This window comes from Sphingobium lactosutens (genome assembly GCF_013393185.1).
Taxonomy (GTDB): Bacteria; Pseudomonadota; Alphaproteobacteria; order Sphingomonadales; family Sphingomonadaceae; genus Sphingobium; species Sphingobium lactosutens_A.
Window position 1 is genome coordinate 128,564 of sequence record NZ_QJQX01000084.1, and the last position, 15,031, is coordinate 143,594.

Genomic DNA, 15,031 nt, shown 5'->3' on the forward strand with positions numbered 1-15,031 from the left:
AGCAACATCATGGCTGGAGCGGGCGAGCATGTTTATCGCAACTTTTATCGCGATTTCTCTTGAAATGATGATGCCGGTTCGGCAGGCTTTCAAAAGCGACGGAAATCCGCCACTTTTGGCAGGGCTTTTGGCGTGGTCCTGAGCTAGCATAATGATGACCTATCATTATCATGCCAGTCCGGCGAGGGCGCAGGGGTGGCAGTCGCATATTTATGAGCGGCTGGCGCGTGAGGCCATTGCGGGCCGGGGACTGATCGGCGGGCTGCGTGTCGAGCCGGAACTGGGCACGCCCGTTCGTGGCGGCTTGCCGGCCACGATCGCAAGGGGGACGGCGGACGGCTGGGCGCTCAGTGGCACGAAAATCTATTCGACCGGTTCGACTGGACTCGACTGGTTTTCGGTCTGGGCGAAGACCGACGAGGATAATCCGCGCGTCGGCAATTTCCTCGTCCGATCGGACAGTCTGGGTATCACCATAGAGCCGGTCTGGGATCAACTGGGCATGCGGGCGACGGTCAGCCATGCGGTTCACCTCGCGGACACGCCGACGCCATTTGACCATGCCGTCGATATCTGCCGTCCCGAACAACGGGCGGCCGGGGCGGGTGATCCCAGCCTCGCCATCTGGAACGCGCTGTCCATCTCGACCATCTATGATGGCGTGGCGCGGGCTACGCGCGATTGGCTGCGTGCCTATCTCAACGACCGCATGCCCACCAACTTGGCCGCGTCTCTCGCCACCTTGCCACGCGTGCAGGAGAAGTTCGGTGGAATCCAATATTATCAAATATCTCACGACCGCCAATGCGATCAGGGCGGTGGAGATCGGGCTGGAACTGACCGGCAATCCGGGGGATCAGCCGGAAGAATCCGTTGGAGCGGCATTATCGGGACGTTCTGTGCAGCCGCATCCACTCGCCACAGAGCGATACAATATTGATCGCCGCCGGTCGCGCAGCGTTGGGGAACTGATATGTCGTTGATTATTGCCAGTCAGTTGGATGCCGATTTTAACAGGGGCCTGGGCCAGCATCCGCTTGCACCGATCCTCATCGATGTCGCCGATGACGCGCCATGGCTGGCGGCAAGCGAGGCGGATGTCCTGCTGGTTCGTCCGTCACCGGCTTGGCGGCAGCCTTCGGCCATGCGTCCGCCGCTATGGCCCGGCCGTCTGAAATGGGTCTACAGCGCCTCGGCCGGGATCGACTTCTATCCCCAATGGCTCCTTGATGCGCCGCTCGTCACTTGCGGGCGGGGTGTGGCGGCAGACGAAATCGCCGACTATGTCATCGCAGCCATCTATGCCCATGCCAAGAATCTGGAGGCGGTGACGGCCCGGTCGCTGGACCAATGGATCAATGTGCCGCTGGGCCGCGTGTCGGGTACGACGATTGGGATCGTCGGTCTGGGAGCGATCGGACAAGCGGTGGCGCGGCGTGGCCTGGCGCTGGGCGCTCAGGTGGTGGGACTGCGCCGCTCCGGCATGCAGGGCAGCATTAGTGGCGTCGAGCATGTCCGCGACATCGAGACGCTGGTGGCGCAATCCGACCATATTGTCATAGCCGTGCCGGCAACGCCGGCGACACGCCACCTGTTCAACGACGCCCTGTTCGATCGGGTCAAGCCCGGCGCGCATATCATCAATGTCGCGCGCGGATCGGTGATCGACCAGGACGCGCTGGTGCGTGCGCTAGACCGCGGCGATGGGCCGGGCTTCGCGACGCTGGATGTGACCGATCCTGAGCCGCTGCCCGCCGGCCATATCCTCTACACGCACCGGCATGTCCGATTGACGCCCCATGTTTCCAGCAATCATACGCTGGTGCGCCATCGTCTGCTGGAAAAGGTGCGGGACGATATTTCTCGCTTCGCGCGGGGCGAGGCGCCAAGCGATATCGTCGACCCCGCACGGGGATATTGAAGGACGCGATGAAGGGACGGTTCAGAGCGCCTGAACCGTCTCCCGCGCCAGTTCGGCCAGGCGATGGGCGGCCTTGTCCAGCTTTTCTCCGGAACGCAGGATGGCTGCGACGCGCGGCAGAGGCGGCAGGCGATCATGGTCCAGCGCCTGGTCGTCGCCCAGAAACAAATGGGTGCGGCAGGTAATGCCCAGGCCCGCGCCAACTGCAGCTTTCAAAGTCGCCAGATTGGGCGTTTCAACGGTGATCCGCCATTGCAGTCCGGCATCCTCCAGCGCTCGGATGGCGGCTTCGCGGAAACGGCACGGCTCCTCCAGGACGGCGAGCGGAATGACGTCGCGATCGGCCAGCGCGGTGTCGCCATACCAGCTCATCGGCGCGACCGTCACCGCATGATTGTCGTTGGGCGCGGCGAAGCCCAGCAATATGTCAAGCTCCCGGCGCTCCAGCAGCGTCTGCAACTCGGCGGTCCCGGCGACCCGCGCATAGATCTGCGCGTCGGGGTGCAACTCGGAGAAGCGCGACAGGAGGCCGCTCAGCAGCGTGTCGGCAAAATCCTGCACCATGCCGATTCGCGCGGGCCCGGCGAAGCGTCCCGCGCTCACGGCGGCCACCGCCTCGTCATGCAGCAGCAGTACCCGTCTTGCATAATCGAGCAGCACCTCGCCCGCGGCTGTGAGATTCAGGCGGCGCCCTTCGCGCAGGAACAGCGTCTGCTGCACCAGCTCTTCCAGCCGCTTGATCTGAAGGCTGAGGGCGGATTGGGTCACGAACACCTGTTCCGACGCATTCAGCATCGATCCTGTATCGACGATGGCGACGAAGCTGCGCAGCAAGTTGGTCGGCAGATTGACCGGCACGATGAACCTCTTTCGTAGAAGGGAAGATGGCCGATCCGGTGTCGGAAACGGGGACATCGATCTATCGCCGATGCTTATATATCAATCAAAATAGTAGAGATTTAATGTATCGAGGAAAAACTTGGCGCGAGCGATTGAGAGAAGAAAAATCGCCTTATTCCAATGTTTAAATAGTGCGTGATGCCTCCGGAACGCCATCTATGACGAATGCTGATATGTCCGCCTCAAAAAACTCAATTGAATAAGTAGACAATACATGTTGGGCTTGTTGGCGAGTTCATAAAAGGCCCGGACATGGCGGTTTTGACGATCAATAACAGATTCGGCGCGAATGGTGGCCGCTTGGCTTCCACGACCCCGCGCTTCTCGCTGTCCCGCTTCGGCGGCCGCTGGCTGTCTCCATTGGCGTTGCTGCTGCTGTGGGAAGCCGGTTCACGCATCGGACTAATACCCGAACGCACGCTCGCGGCGCCCTCTGCCGTCCTGGGCACGCTCGTCGAGATGGTAATGAGCGGCGAACTGCCGTCCAATCTGCTGGTGTCCTTTGCCCGCGTGGCCGCCGGGCTGTTGATCGGTGTCGGCCTGGGTCTGGCGCTGGGACTGGTCGCCGGTCTCTCGCGGGCTGGGGAGTTGGCCGTCGATCCGCTCATGCAGATTAAGCGTACCATTCCCGCCCTTGCGCTTACGCCGCTGTTCATTGTCTGGTTCGGCATCGGGGAAACCCCGAAGGTCGCGCTCATTGCCTTTGGAACGATCTTCCCCGTTTATCTCAATCTTTACAGCGGCATTCGGGGTGTGGATTTGCGCCTGCTTGACGCGGCCAAGAGCTTCGGTCTGAGCCGTTGGGAGCAGGTCTGGCATGTCGTGCTTCCGTCCGCGCTGCCCTCGCTGCTGGTGGGGCTGCGCTATGCCCTGTCGGTATCGATCCTGGTTCTTGTCGTTGCGGAGCAGATCAACGCGTCTGCAGGGCTTGGCTATCTCATTAACAATGCCCGTGACTTCATGCGGACCGACATCATCGTCGTCTGCCTCATGGTCTACGCCATTCTCGGCCTCGGCGCCGACTGGCTGGTCCGCACCATCGAAGCCCGCGCCCTGATCTGGCGCCCCAGCATAGTGGAGCTTTAAGCATGGACGCTCGCCTCGGCTTTTCCACGGTGGACAGCGCCGTTCACCAGCCCCATCCCGATCCGGTAGTCCGTCTTCGCGACTTTACCCGTCGCTTCGGAGCGAACACCATCATCGATGGCCTGGACCTCGACATTGCCCCGGGTGAATTCATCGCTCTGCTGGGTCGGTCGGGATCGGGCAAGACCACATTGTTGCGGACGCTCGCCGGTCTGGATGAAGTGCGCGGGCAGGATGTCGAGGTTCCGACATCCCGCGCCGTCGTGTTCCAGGATGCGCGTCTCCTTCCGTGGAAACCGGTCTGGAAGAATGTGACATTGGGGCTGAAGGGCGACGGGGTGCGCGAGCGCAGCGAGGCGGCGCTCAAGGAAGTGGGGCTGGGGCATCGCATGGACGCCTGGCCGCTCACTTTGTCGGGCGGTGAGGCGCAGCGTGTCGCCTTGGCCCGGGCGCTGGTGCGCGAACCCAGCCTGCTATTGCTCGACGAGCCTTTCGCCGCGCTAGATGCACTGACCCGCTACCGGATGCATGATCTGGTTCTGTCCCTCTGGCGTACCCATCGCCCCGCGGTGTTGATCGTGACCCATGATGTGGAGGAAGCGATCGCGCTGGCGGATCGGGTGCTGGTGCTCGACACAGGGCGGATCGTCGCGCAGGAGCGTATCACCGCCCCCCGCGGCGAGCGCGCCAGCTTCGCCGCGCGTCTGCGCGAAAAGCTCCTCTCCCATTTGGGTGGCGACGATCATGGGGACGGTGTGGTGCGGTTCGCGCCGATTGCCGAAGCGGCCGAATGAACGCAGTCGCCACTCTCGAAAAGCCGGTCGATACGACGCGATTGCGTGGTTTCGTTACGGCCTTTGCCGACCTGCTGGCTGCGACGCGCGATGAGCGGGCGATTTTGGAAAGTGGCCGGTCGCTTCTGGCCCGCCTGATCGCGACCGATGACTGGCTGCCGGTGGAATTCACAAAGCCTGATCCCGACCGCTATCAGCAATATCTGCTCCATTGCGACAGTCGCGAGCGCTTCAGTATCGTAAGCTTCGTCTGGGGACCGGGCCAGTCGACCCCGATCCATGACCATGGGGTCTGGGGTCTGGTCGGCGTGCTGCGTGGCGTGGAGAAGGTCGAGCGTTTCCGGCGCCTGCCGACGGGCGGACTGGTGGCGGAGGGCGAAGACCTGCTGCGCGAGGGCGAAGTCGATGCCGTCTCGCCGCGCGTGGGCGACATTCATCGCGTGACCAACGGTCTGGCCGACCGGCCGTCCATCAGCATCCATGTCTACGGTGCCAATATCGGCGCCGTCGAGCGGGCGACCTATGCCACTGACGGCACGCCCAAGACCTTCATTTCGGGTTACGCCAACGGCGTGATCCCCAATCTCTGGGACAGATCGAAAACCGCATGAGCACCGACACGCTGGACCGTATCCAGACCGCAACGCCGCAGGACATCCGCCATGCCCTGCTGGTCGGCAGCGAAATCGCCATCATCGACGTACGCGAGGAACATGAATTCGCACAGGGTCATCCGCTCTTCGCTGCGCAAATTCCCTTGCGACGTATCGACGAGGAAGCGCGCTGGCGCATCCCGCGCCTCGACACGCCGATCATCGTCTACGACAATGGCGAAGGGCTGGCGCGCAAGGCAGCGGTCCGTTTCGAGGGGCTGGGCTATAGCAATGTGCGCGAACTGGATGGTGGCCTGGCTGCCTGGCGCGCTGCGGGCTATGAATTGTTCGAGGACGTCAACAGCTATTCCAAGGCGTTTGGCGAACTGGTCGAACATCGTCGCCACACGCCGAGTCTTGCCGCCGAGGACGTGCAGGCGTTGATCCGTGAAAAGGCCGACATCGCCATCCTCGATGCGCGCCGCTACGATGAATATCATACGATGAGCATTCCGACCGGAACCAGCGTGCCGGGCGCCGAACTGGTATTGCGCGCGCGGGCTATCGCGCCCGATCCCGATACCACGATCATCGTCAATTGCGCCGGCCGCACCCGTTCCATCATCGGTACCCAGTCGCTGGTCAATGCCGGGTTGCCGAACAGGATCTTCGCATTGCGTAACGGCACGATCGGCTGGACGCTGGCTGGGCAGGATCTGGAAACCGGCCAGACCCGCGCTGCGCCGGAAGTGGACGACACCTCTATCGCTGAAGCCGATGTCCATGCCCGCGACGTCGCCTATCGCGCAGGGGTGAAGCGGATCGGCTGGGCAGAGCTGGAATCATTCAAGGCCGACACCGCCCGCACCCTCTACCTCTATGACGTGCGCCAGCCGCGTGAATATGAAAGCGGCCACCTGCCCGGCTTCCGCAATGCGCAGGGTGGCCAACTGGTGCAGGAAACCGATCATAACGCCCCGGTGCGCGGTGCCCGCATCGTCGTGACCGACCCGACCGGCGTACGCGCGGCCATGACCGCCTCCTGGCTGGCGCAACTCGGCTGGGACGTGTCGATCCTCGACGTCAACTGGTCGGCTGTCACGCTGGAAACCGGCTCGGACGGTGCGCCGTCCCCACGCGGACCGGAGGGCCGCTACAAGCGCCCTTATGAGGGCACCGATAACAAGGCTGCCGCCATGCAGGCCTATCTCGACTGGGAATATGGCCTTGTCGCCCAGCTGGAACGCGACGGCGCCCACGGTTTCTACGTCATCTGAAATTCGGGAGAATCTCCATGAGCGTCAAGTTCATCGGCTATATCGGCTTCAACAACGGGTCGGAAACCAAGGCTGCGGTGCGCAGCCGCGCGCTCGACACGGATTATGTCACGGCGGCTGCCAAGGCGCAGGAGGAAGGCGGCTTTGACCGCGTCCTTATTCCCTTCGGTTCGAACAGCCCCGAAAGCCAGATCGTCGCGGCCTATGCCGCCGCCATCACGACAAAACTGGGTTTCCTGGTCGCACATCGTCCCGGCTTCACCCAGCCGACGGTGGCGGCACGCCAGCTGGCAACGCTGGATCAATTGTCAGACGGTCGCGTCGCCGTGCATATCATTACCGGCGGCGCTGATGAGGAAATGGCCCGCGACGGCGATACTCGGACGGTGAAGGCCGAACGCTATAGCCGCACCGACGAGTATCTGACGATCCTGCGGCAGGAATGGACGGCGGCTACGCCATTCGACCATCAGGGCAAGTTCTACGACATCCGCCAGGCGTTCAGCGCGATCAAGCCCGACAATCTGCCGGTCTTCTTCGGCGGATCGTCGGAGGAGGCGATCGACGTCGCCGGCCGCCATGCCGATGTCTATGCCCTCTGGGGCGAAACGCTCGCAGCGGTGCAGGAAACGGTGCGCGCAGTGCGCAAGTCGGCGGCGCGCTACGGCCGCAACCCCGGCTTCTCGCTCTCGCTGCGCCCGGTGATCGCCGATACGGAAGAAGCCGCATGGAAGCGTGCCGCGGAAATCGAGGAACAGGTGCGCGAAAACCGCACCGCCGCCGGCCTGCCGCTCACTGGCCATCGCCCGCCGAACGTCGGTGCGTTGCGGTTGCTGGAAACCGCCAGCGCCAATCGGCAGGACAAGCGACTGTGGACCGGCGTTGCAGCGCTGACCGGCGCCGCAGGCAACAGCACCGGTCTGGTCGGCACGCCGGAGCAGGTGGCCGACGCCATGCTCGATTATTATGACATCGGCATCGACCATTTCCTGATCCGCGGCTTCGATCCGCTGGGCGATTCCATCCTCTATGGCCGCGAATTGCTGCCATTGGTGCGCCGCAAGGTCGATGAGCGCGATGCCGCCGGCCTCGCACTGGCGGGCTGATCCATGTCGAAGAGAAACGTCGCCATCCTGTCGGCGACCCTTGTCGCGGTGGCGGGCCTCGGGCTCGCCGCCGCGACTTTTAAGCGCAGCGATGACAATATCCTGCGCGTCGCCAACCAGAAGGGACAGGTCCGCGCGATGATGCTCGCGTCCGGCGTGCTCAAGGGTGCGCCCTACACGGTCGAATGGTCCGAGTTTCCGGCGGCGCAACCGCTGTTGGAGGCGGTCGGCGGCGGCGCGGCGGATCTGGGGCTGGCCGCCGATGCGCCCTTCATCTTCGCCTATCAGAGCGGCAGTCCGGTAAAGGCGATCGCCGTGCAGGCACCCGCCAACCAGGCGTCGGAAGCGCTCGCCATACTGGTGAAAAATGGATCGCAGATAAGGAGCGCGCAGCAGCTGGTAGGCAAGTCGATCGCCACCACGCGCGGGTCGATCGGTCATCATCTGCTGCTGCAGGCGCTGGAACGCGTCCATATCCCGGCCGACAAGGTGCGCGTGACCTTCCTGCCGCCGGGCGACGCCAAAGCAGCCTTCGACAGCGGGTCGATCGACGCCTGGGCGACCTGGACGCCCTATACCAATGTCGCGATCAAGGAAGGCGCGCGTACCGTCGTAGATGCGAAGGATTACGGCCTGCCTCTCTATATCGACATTGCCCATGCGGATTCCATCGCACCGAAACGGGCGCTGCTCGCGGACTTCCTCCAGCGTGAAGCCAAGGCGGTCGCCTGGGCGCGCGCGCATCCCGATCAGTTCGCGCAGGTGCTGGCCAGGGAAACCGGCCTGCCGTTGGATATCGCCCGCGCCAGCTTCGATCGCAACAACCGCGTTTCCCGGCCGATCGATGCGAAGGTCATCGCGCATGAGCAGGACATCACTGCCCGCTTCCGCGATGCCGGGCTGATCGAAGGCAAGCGGGATGTCGTCCAAGCCTTCGATCCAAGTTTTGGGCAAGTTCGATGGAACAATAAGTTTCATTAGGAAAAATACATCTAAATTTAATATAAGATTACGGATATTAATATAAATCAATCTCCAAACTAATAAGTTAAATGAGATATCATTCCTATCCGCCGAATACTGAACGGATTTCTTGGACTCGTGGTGTCAATAGACACCGGATATTCGCCCATGACAAGCGCCCAACATTGCCCTTCTGATAGTAGTGCGAGGATCGTCAGCATGGGGTGAGGTGGTTCCGGGCTACGCCCTCCGCCGGCTCACCCCTATGCCGATGCCGTTTCTTCCGGGGTTTCAGGCCGCTTCGCGGTTCGTAAAGCGCTAACTCTCATTGCCGGTTTTGAAGATGTCGCAATGATGCGTGAGCCGGTCGAGTAGCGCGGTGGCCATTTTGGCGTCACCGAACGCCGAGAGCCATTCGCCGAGCGTGAGGTTGGGCCGTCACCATGATCGAGGTCTCCTCGTAGAGCTGGCTCACGAGGTTGAATAGCAGCGGCGACCTGACAGCGCGAACGGCAGATAACCGAGTTCGTCAAGGATCATGAGATTGAGCCGGGACAGGTGATCGGGGAAGCGCCCCGGTTCCCGTGCGCGGGTTTCAGCTTTGAGCCGGTTCAACAGGTCTATATTATAATATCCGACCCTAAGTACATCATTCTATTTTTAATCACGAAGATGAGATCGAACTTCCCCGGCTATTCATGGCAGGGCCTAATTCATGGATAAGGCAATCCACCACTTGCTGCACTTTTGGCAACAGATGGCGGCGCTGTGGATAAACGGCCCAGATCGGCTCATCCGCAGCCTGAACATCTTCCAATAAAAGCTCCACCATGCCATGCTTTATGTAGGGTAAGACATAAAAGTCGGGTAGCTGACAGATACCAAGTCCGGAAATGCACGCCTCCATGACAGCATGACCGCTGTTGCACCTGAAGCGTCCCTTCGGACGATGAATGATTTCGCGGCCATCTACCGTGAAATGCCAGGCGCTCGCAGTTCCCGCGATGCACTCATGCTCCTCCAACGCCTTAACCCGCGCTGGGCGACCGGCAGAAGCAAGATAGCTTGGTGCCGCACAAGTGTAGAGACTACGCGATGCCACGCGGGTTGCGATGAGCCGGGGATCCGTAATCGTGCCCGTTCTTACCGCCAGATCGAAGCCCTCACCAACAAGATCAATGACGCGATTGGACAGTTCGATAGATATGGCCAGCTTAGGATGCTGCATGGCAAAGCGGCGGATGATCGGCGCCACGAAGCGTTCACCCATCGCCGTCGAACAAGTTACGCGCAACTCTCCCTGAGGTGCGCTGCGGTCACCAATCAGTGCGATGGCTTCGTCCCTATCCTCAGCGATGCGCTCGCACCGCTCGAAAAATACCCGTCCGGTGTCGGTTAATCCAACGGAGCGGGTTGTCCGGTGAAAGAGCTGGGCCTGGACGCGGCGCTCCAGAGCCATGATCGAACGGCTGACATGCGTTGTCGACACGCCCAACGCTTTCGCACCTCGGGTAAAGGAACCTGTTGTGGCGACACTGATGAACTCGTCGATACCATCCCAAGCCGACATATGATTATCCCTGTGAAGAAATAAATATTTTCCAAATTACCATATTATCTCTCCTGCGAAAGAACGCTAGAGTGACTCGGAAATAAGGGCATGGTGACGCGCTGCCTGAAGAATCTTCACGGGGCTGTGTGGGATTTTTGCGAGCTGTGCTGAGCCATGTCGGCCAATTGATTATGACGAGGATTGAGAGATGAAGACCCGCGCCGCAGTCGCATTTGAAGCGAAGAAGCCTCTGGAGATCGTCGAGGTCGACCTGGAAGGCCCCAAGGCGGGCGAGGTTCTGGTCGAAATCATGGCGACGGGCATCTGCCATACCGACGCCTACACCCTGGACGGGTTAGATAGCGAGGGAATTTTCCCTTCGATCCTGGGGCATGAGGGCGCAGGCATCGTTCGCGAAGTCGGTCCGGGCGTCACCAGCGTGAAGCCCGGCGATCACGTCATCCCGCTTTACACGCCCGAATGCCGCCAGTGCAAAAGCTGCCTGTCGGGCAAGACCAACCTGTGCACCGCCATCCGCGCGACGCAGGGCAAGGGGCTGATGCCCGACGGCACGACGCGCTTTTCCTACAAGGGTCAGCCGATCTTCCACTATATGGGCTGCTCCACCTTTTCCAACTTCACCGTTCTGCCGGAAATCGCGGTAGCAAAGATCCGTGAGGACGCGCCCTTTCAGTCCAGCTGCTATATCGGCTGCGGCGTGACGACCGGCGTAGGTGCGGTCATCAACACGGCCAAGGTGCAAGTGGGCGACAATGTCGTCATCTTCGGACTGGGCGGCATCGGCCTCAACGTCATCCAAGGCGCACGGTTGGCTGGCGCAAACAAGATTATCGGCGTCGATATCAATCCCGACCGTGAGGAATGGGGCCGCAAGTTCGGCATGACCGACTTCCTAAACAGCAAGGGTCTGTCGCGCGAGGAGACGGTGGCGAAGATTGTGGAGATGACCGACGGCGGCGCCGACTATACGTTCGACGCGACCGGCAATACCGATGTGATGCGCACCGCGCTGGAAGCCTGTCATCGCGGCTGGGGCACGTCGATCATCATCGGCGTGGCTGAAGCTGGCAAAGAGATCGCCACGCGTCCGTTCCAGCTCGTCACCGGCCGCAACTGGCGTGGCACGGCCTTCGGCGGCGCCAAGGGTCGGACCGACGTGCCCAAGATCGTCGACATGTATATGAGCGGCAAGATCGAGATCGATCCGATGATCACCCATGTCATGGGTCTGGAGGAGATCAACACAGCTTTCGACCTGATGCACGCCGGTAAGAGCATCCGTTCGGTCGTCGTCTTCTAACGACCAGCCAAAACGAGAGGGAGAATTAATATGGCAGTCATTTCCGGTGACGGCGTGTTTTCGCATGCCTGTGTTGGTGCGAGCGATCTTGCAGCTTCTTCGGCATTCTATGACGCTTCTTTGGCGCCGCTGGGTGTCAAGAATCTGGGGCCTTTCGGTGATAACGTCATTCTTTACGGGAAAGACAAGCCGGCTCTGCTGGTCCTGCGCCCCGGTGATGGCGAAGCCCCCTCCAGCAACGGCGTGACCGTCGGCTTTGCGGCGGCCGGCACCGACGAGGTCGACGCTTTCCATGCGGCTGGTCTGGCTGCCGGCGGCACCTGCGAAAGCGAGGCGGGTCCTCGTGGCCATCTGCCCGGCGCCTATGCCGCCTATCTGCGCGATCCGGCGGGCAACAAAATCTGCGCCTACACCTTCACGGACGGCAACTGAGCGATGGAGCAGGTCAGCACCAACCGGGCGTTCGGCGGCGAGCAGGGCGTATATAAGCATGCCTCTGCCGCCACGGGAACCGAGATGACTTTTTCGGTCTTCGTACCCCCCCATGATCCCGGTGCGAAGCTGCCGGTCATATGGTATCTGTCGGGGCTGACCTGCACCCACGCCAACGTCACGGAGAAAGGCGAGTTTCGTCGCATCTGCGCGGAACTCGGCCTGATATTGGTCGCGCCCGACACATCGCCGCGCGGCGAAGGTGTGCCGGACGATCCGACGGGAGCCTATGACTTTGGGCTTGGCGCTGGATTCTATGTCGATGCCACGCAGGCGCCCTTCGATCGCCATTATAAGATGTGGTCCTATATAACCGAGGAACTGCCCGCGCTGATCGCGGAGAATTTCCCCGCAGATATGCGGCGGCAGTCGATCATGGGCCATTCGATGGGTGGCCATGGCGCTTTGACCATCGCCCTGCGCAATCCGGGTAAATATGCGTCGGTATCGGCCTTTGCGCCGATCGTCGCGCCCGGCAGCGTGCCTTGGGGGAAAAAGGCGCTCGGCGGTTATCTTGGCGAAGAAAGGGCTAGCTGGCGTCGGCACGATGCGGTGGCGCTGATCGAAGACGGCGCCCGCGTGACTGAAATTCTGGTCGATCAGGGCGGCGCGGATTCGTTTCTGGCGCAGGAGCTGCGTCCGGAGCTGCTGGAGAGCGCCTGCAAGGCGGCGGGCATCGACCTGACGTTGAACCTGCGTGCAGGCTATGATCACAGCTATTATTTCATCTCTACCTTCATGGCCGATCATCTGCGCTGGCATGCGGCCCGCCTCAGCAAGGTTGATTGATGGTCCAGATTTTCGTGACTGGTCGCGACGGCGCCGAACATGCGCTGTAAACGCAAGCCGGTTTGTCATTGATGGAAGCGATCCGCGACAACGGCCTCGATGAACTGCTCGCTTTGTATGGGGATGCTGTTGCTGCGCGACTTGCCATGTCTATGTGTGTGGCAACGGTCGTCGAGCGGCCGGGAGAGAAGATGATGTTGATTGAGGGGCTGTGCGAATGCGCTATTATGACGTTCTGATCGTGGGCGCAGGCCATGCTGGCGCGCAGGCAGGCATCGCCCTGCGCGCCAGTATGGGTTCGACGGATTCAATCCCATCGCTTCCCCAGTCGCTAAGCTCAGGATCAGTAATTTGCAGTTGCTTGGCGGTTGTCCCTTGAGGGTTTCAAGGATCTGTCCGCACGCGCCGGTCTGGAGATCGGTGGTGCTGTATGGGGTCTCACAAGGCCGGACGTTGCATTGACTCGAAGCAAGCTTGGCAGCCCATCTGATCACCTTCGCAGATCGTCCGTCCCTGCCCTCGCGGGACACCGGCCTCGGGTCAGCTTGCGAGCATCCCCGCTGGCGAACTGGTTCTACCGTATCTCATGTCTCGAACAAAGTACCATCGCGCAGCATGGCATGCATGATGACGGGGAGGCGGCGGGCGAGCGCGACCCTGGCCTTTCGAAGGCCGCGCTGCTTTGCGATCTTGAGCGCCCAGGTCTTCAGCGCGAAGCTCTGCCTGGTGCGGGTTAGGATCGAGTTAGCCGCTTCGTAGAGCAGCTTGCGAACGGTGCTGTCGCCCTGCTTGGTGATCCGGCCCGTCCAGTCGAGTTCGCCCGATTGGTGCCGACGGGGAACCAGCCCGAAGTAGGCGCCGGCCGTCCGTGATCGTTTGAACCGGCTCGCGTCGTCAACGGCTGCGGCGAACGCGGCCGAGGTCTGCACACCGACGCCGGGGATGCTCATCAAGGCCTGGCAGACCGGCGAGGCAGTACTGATCGCCTTCAAGTGACGGTCCAGCTGCTCAATCTCCACGACGAGGCGCTCGCGGGCACGGAGCAGCGATGCGACCGCTTCGCCGAGACCTGGGACAGGGGCGGCCACTTGCATCCGCGCGAGGAACCGTGGCGCAGAGACCACGGATGGTGTTGTCGAGCCGGACGCGCGCCTCGACCAGATGTCCGCGGGCAGTAATGACCGAGCGCACGCCGTGTGCCGCCGGCGACCTGACGTGCACCTCCTTGTAGAACCCCATGCGTGCCAGCTGCGCTAAGCCAGCGGCGTCGTGCGGATCGGTCTTGTTGGCCTTCATCGCCTTCAGGCTTTGGTGCGCCTGACAGGCGTCGATGCAGACGATTGCAACACCCAGCTTGCGCAGGCCCAGCGCGATCGATGGGGTCATCCGGCCCGTCTCGATCACTGCGCGTTCGACCGGCCCATATTGCTCCAGCGCCGTGGCAATCGCCTCCGGCGTGCTGTCGACGCACAGCGCCCCGATTTTGCGTCCATCAGCATCGACGACACACAGGCGTCGTTTCCATCGACAGGTCTAATCCGGCATAGTGCTCCATGGCTGCTTCCTTCCTTCAGGCTTCGACAACCAGAAGTGTGCGTCGCTAAGCCGGCCCAAGGAAGCAGCCACAAATTACACGATGACTCAATGATTGAGCGAGAAGATGACGGTTGCTGCGATGCAGATGGCGGACATGAAGGTGTGAGCGCATCGATCGTAGCGAGTGTGGATGCGTCGCCAGTCCTTGAGCTTGCCGAACATATTCTCGATCTTGTGGTGCTGGCGATAGAGCATAGCGTCGTGCGGGATCGGGACCTTCCGGTTCCTCTTTGACGGGATGCAGGCGGTGATGCCGCGCTCCGCGAGACCAGTCGGCGTCATAGCCTCGATCGCCGAGCAGGGCTTTGGCACGGGGCAAAGCGTCGAGCATCAGGGCTGCTCCCTTGTAGTCGCTCATCTGGCCCTCGCTGAGCAGCATGACCAGCGGTCTGCCCTTGCCGTCGCACACGGCGTGGAGCTTCGAGTTCAGGCCGACTTTGGTGTGTCCGATACGTCTGGGAGCGCAGCGGGTCAGATAATGATCCGGGGGATCATTATCCCGCAAGCCCCTTTTTGAGCAGGCTGGCTGCGGTTCGGTGCGCCTTCAGATGCGTCGCATCGATCATCAACTGGTCAGTCTTGCCGCCTTGCGCCGAAAGGGCGGAGCAAATCTTGTTGAACACCCCGAGCCGGCTCCACCG

General features: G+C 61.7%; 12 protein-coding genes and 5 pseudogenes. 12 read left to right on the forward strand and 5 right to left on the reverse strand.

What is annotated here, in order from left to right; genetic code table 11:
- Positions 1-148 precede the first annotated feature (148 nt).
- Positions 149-972 (forward strand): annotated as a pseudogene (locus DM806_RS25760) (acyl-CoA dehydrogenase family protein); the annotation flags it as partial.
- Position 973: 1 nt separating this feature from the next.
- Positions 974-1,921, forward strand: coding sequence for an NAD(P)-dependent oxidoreductase (locus DM806_RS25765; protein ID WP_179045998.1), 948 nt, complete (start codon positions 974-976; stop codon positions 1,919-1,921).
- Positions 1,922-1,942: 21 nt separating this feature from the next.
- Here DM806_RS25765 and DM806_RS25770 read toward each other — a convergent pair whose 3' ends face one another.
- Positions 1,943-2,779 (reverse strand): LysR substrate-binding domain-containing protein, encoded by an 837-nt coding sequence (locus tag DM806_RS25770; RefSeq protein ID WP_179045999.1) that lies wholly within the window; start codon positions 2,777-2,779, stop codon positions 1,943-1,945.
- Between the two features lie 294 nt (positions 2,780-3,073).
- Between DM806_RS25770 and DM806_RS25775 the strand changes: the two genes are divergently transcribed.
- Genes DM806_RS25775 through DM806_RS25800 form a run of 6 tightly spaced genes read left to right on the forward strand, consistent with a single transcriptional unit; the run spans position 3,074 to position 8,658 of the window.
- Entirely contained in the window at positions 3,074-3,907 is an 834-nt protein-coding gene (locus tag DM806_RS25775) for an ABC transporter permease (RefSeq protein ID WP_256869502.1), read from the forward strand.
- 2 nt (positions 3,908-3,909) lie between these two features.
- Entirely contained in the window at positions 3,910-4,701 is a 792-nt protein-coding gene (locus DM806_RS25780) for an ABC transporter ATP-binding protein (RefSeq protein ID WP_179046000.1), read from the forward strand.
- Positions 4,698-5,312, forward strand: a complete 615-nt coding sequence (locus tag DM806_RS25785; RefSeq protein WP_179046001.1) for a cysteine dioxygenase — start codon at positions 4,698-4,700, stop codon at positions 5,310-5,312. The genes DM806_RS25780 and DM806_RS25785 overlap by 4 nt, the downstream gene beginning before the upstream one ends.
- Positions 5,309-6,571, forward strand: a complete 1,263-nt coding sequence (locus tag DM806_RS25790) for a rhodanese-like domain-containing protein (RefSeq protein WP_179046002.1) — start codon at positions 5,309-5,311, stop codon at positions 6,569-6,571. Before DM806_RS25785 ends, DM806_RS25790 begins: the two co-directional genes overlap by 4 nt.
- Positions 6,572-6,588: 17 nt before the next feature.
- On the forward strand, positions 6,589-7,677 hold the full coding sequence (locus DM806_RS25795) for an LLM class flavin-dependent oxidoreductase (RefSeq protein ID WP_179046003.1): 1,089 nt from the start codon (positions 6,589-6,591) through the stop codon (positions 7,675-7,677).
- 3 nt (positions 7,678-7,680) lie between these two features.
- Complete coding sequence (locus DM806_RS25800; RefSeq protein WP_179046004.1) at positions 7,681-8,658, forward strand: ABC transporter substrate-binding protein; 978 nt, start codon at positions 7,681-7,683, stop codon at positions 8,656-8,658.
- A 300-nt stretch (positions 8,659-8,958) separates the two neighbouring features.
- On the opposite strand, the pseudogene DM806_RS25805 reads toward DM806_RS25800, so the two are convergent.
- Positions 8,959-9,270: pseudogene (locus tag DM806_RS25805) on the reverse strand (ATP-binding protein); the annotation flags it as partial.
- Positions 9,271-9,304: 34 nt separating this feature from the next.
- Positions 9,305-10,210 (reverse strand): LysR family transcriptional regulator, encoded by a 906-nt coding sequence (locus DM806_RS25810; protein ID WP_179046005.1) that lies wholly within the window; start codon positions 10,208-10,210, stop codon positions 9,305-9,307.
- A 190-nt stretch (positions 10,211-10,400) separates the two neighbouring features.
- Here DM806_RS25810 and DM806_RS25815 point away from each other — a divergent pair, with 190 nt between their 5' ends.
- From DM806_RS25815 to DM806_RS27500, 4 genes and pseudogenes are all read left to right on the forward strand, one after another.
- Positions 10,401-11,513 (forward strand): S-(hydroxymethyl)glutathione dehydrogenase/class III alcohol dehydrogenase, encoded by a 1,113-nt coding sequence (locus tag DM806_RS25815; protein WP_179046006.1) that lies wholly within the window; start codon positions 10,401-10,403, stop codon positions 11,511-11,513.
- Positions 11,514-11,543: 30 nt separating this feature from the next.
- The gene (locus tag DM806_RS25820; protein ID WP_179046007.1) at positions 11,544-11,945 is read left to right on the forward strand and encodes a VOC family protein; all 402 of its coding nucleotides are present in this window, start codon (positions 11,544-11,546) and stop codon (positions 11,943-11,945) included.
- 3 nt (positions 11,946-11,948) lie between these two features.
- Positions 11,949-12,794, forward strand: coding sequence for an S-formylglutathione hydrolase (gene fghA / locus DM806_RS25825; RefSeq protein WP_179046008.1), 846 nt, complete (start codon positions 11,949-11,951; stop codon positions 12,792-12,794).
- Positions 12,794-12,951 (forward strand): annotated as a pseudogene (locus DM806_RS27500) (2Fe-2S iron-sulfur cluster-binding protein); the annotation flags it as partial. The gene fghA and the pseudogene DM806_RS27500, both read left to right, overlap by 1 nt.
- A 427-nt stretch (positions 12,952-13,378) precedes the next feature.
- Here DM806_RS27500 and DM806_RS25835 read toward each other — a convergent pair.
- Positions 13,379-14,349, reverse strand: a pseudogene (locus tag DM806_RS25835) (IS110 family transposase).
- An 86-nt stretch (positions 14,350-14,435) separates the two neighbouring features.
- A pseudogene (locus tag DM806_RS25840) lies at positions 14,436-15,031 on the reverse strand (IS5 family transposase); the annotation flags it as partial.

What these genes read in the sequence shown, in the direction of transcription:
- DM806_RS25765 (WP_179045998.1), top strand. Translation starts at nt 974, where the DNA reads ATGTCGTTGATTATTGCCAGTCAGTTGGATGCCGATTTTAACAGGGGC.
- DM806_RS25775 (WP_256869502.1), top strand. Translation starts at nt 3,074, where the DNA reads ATGGCGGTTTTGACGATCAATAACAGATTCGGCGCGAATGGTGGCCGC.
- DM806_RS25780 (WP_179046000.1), top strand. Translation starts at nt 3,910, where the DNA reads ATGGACGCTCGCCTCGGCTTTTCCACGGTGGACAGCGCCGTTCACCAG.
- DM806_RS25785 (WP_179046001.1), top strand. Translation starts at nt 4,698, where the DNA reads ATGAACGCAGTCGCCACTCTCGAAAAGCCGGTCGATACGACGCGATTG.
- DM806_RS25790 (WP_179046002.1), top strand. Translation starts at nt 5,309, where the DNA reads ATGAGCACCGACACGCTGGACCGTATCCAGACCGCAACGCCGCAGGAC.
- DM806_RS25795 (WP_179046003.1), top strand. Translation starts at nt 6,589, where the DNA reads ATGAGCGTCAAGTTCATCGGCTATATCGGCTTCAACAACGGGTCGGAA.
- DM806_RS25800 (WP_179046004.1), top strand. Translation starts at nt 7,681, where the DNA reads ATGTCGAAGAGAAACGTCGCCATCCTGTCGGCGACCCTTGTCGCGGTG.
- DM806_RS25810 (WP_179046005.1), bottom strand. Translation starts at nt 10,210, where the DNA reads ATGTCGGCTTGGGATGGTATCGACGAGTTCATCAGTGTCGCCACAACA.
- DM806_RS25815 (WP_179046006.1), top strand. Translation starts at nt 10,401, where the DNA reads ATGAAGACCCGCGCCGCAGTCGCATTTGAAGCGAAGAAGCCTCTGGAG.
- DM806_RS25820 (WP_179046007.1), top strand. Translation starts at nt 11,544, where the DNA reads ATGGCAGTCATTTCCGGTGACGGCGTGTTTTCGCATGCCTGTGTTGGT.
- fghA (WP_179046008.1), top strand. Translation starts at nt 11,949, where the DNA reads ATGGAGCAGGTCAGCACCAACCGGGCGTTCGGCGGCGAGCAGGGCGTA.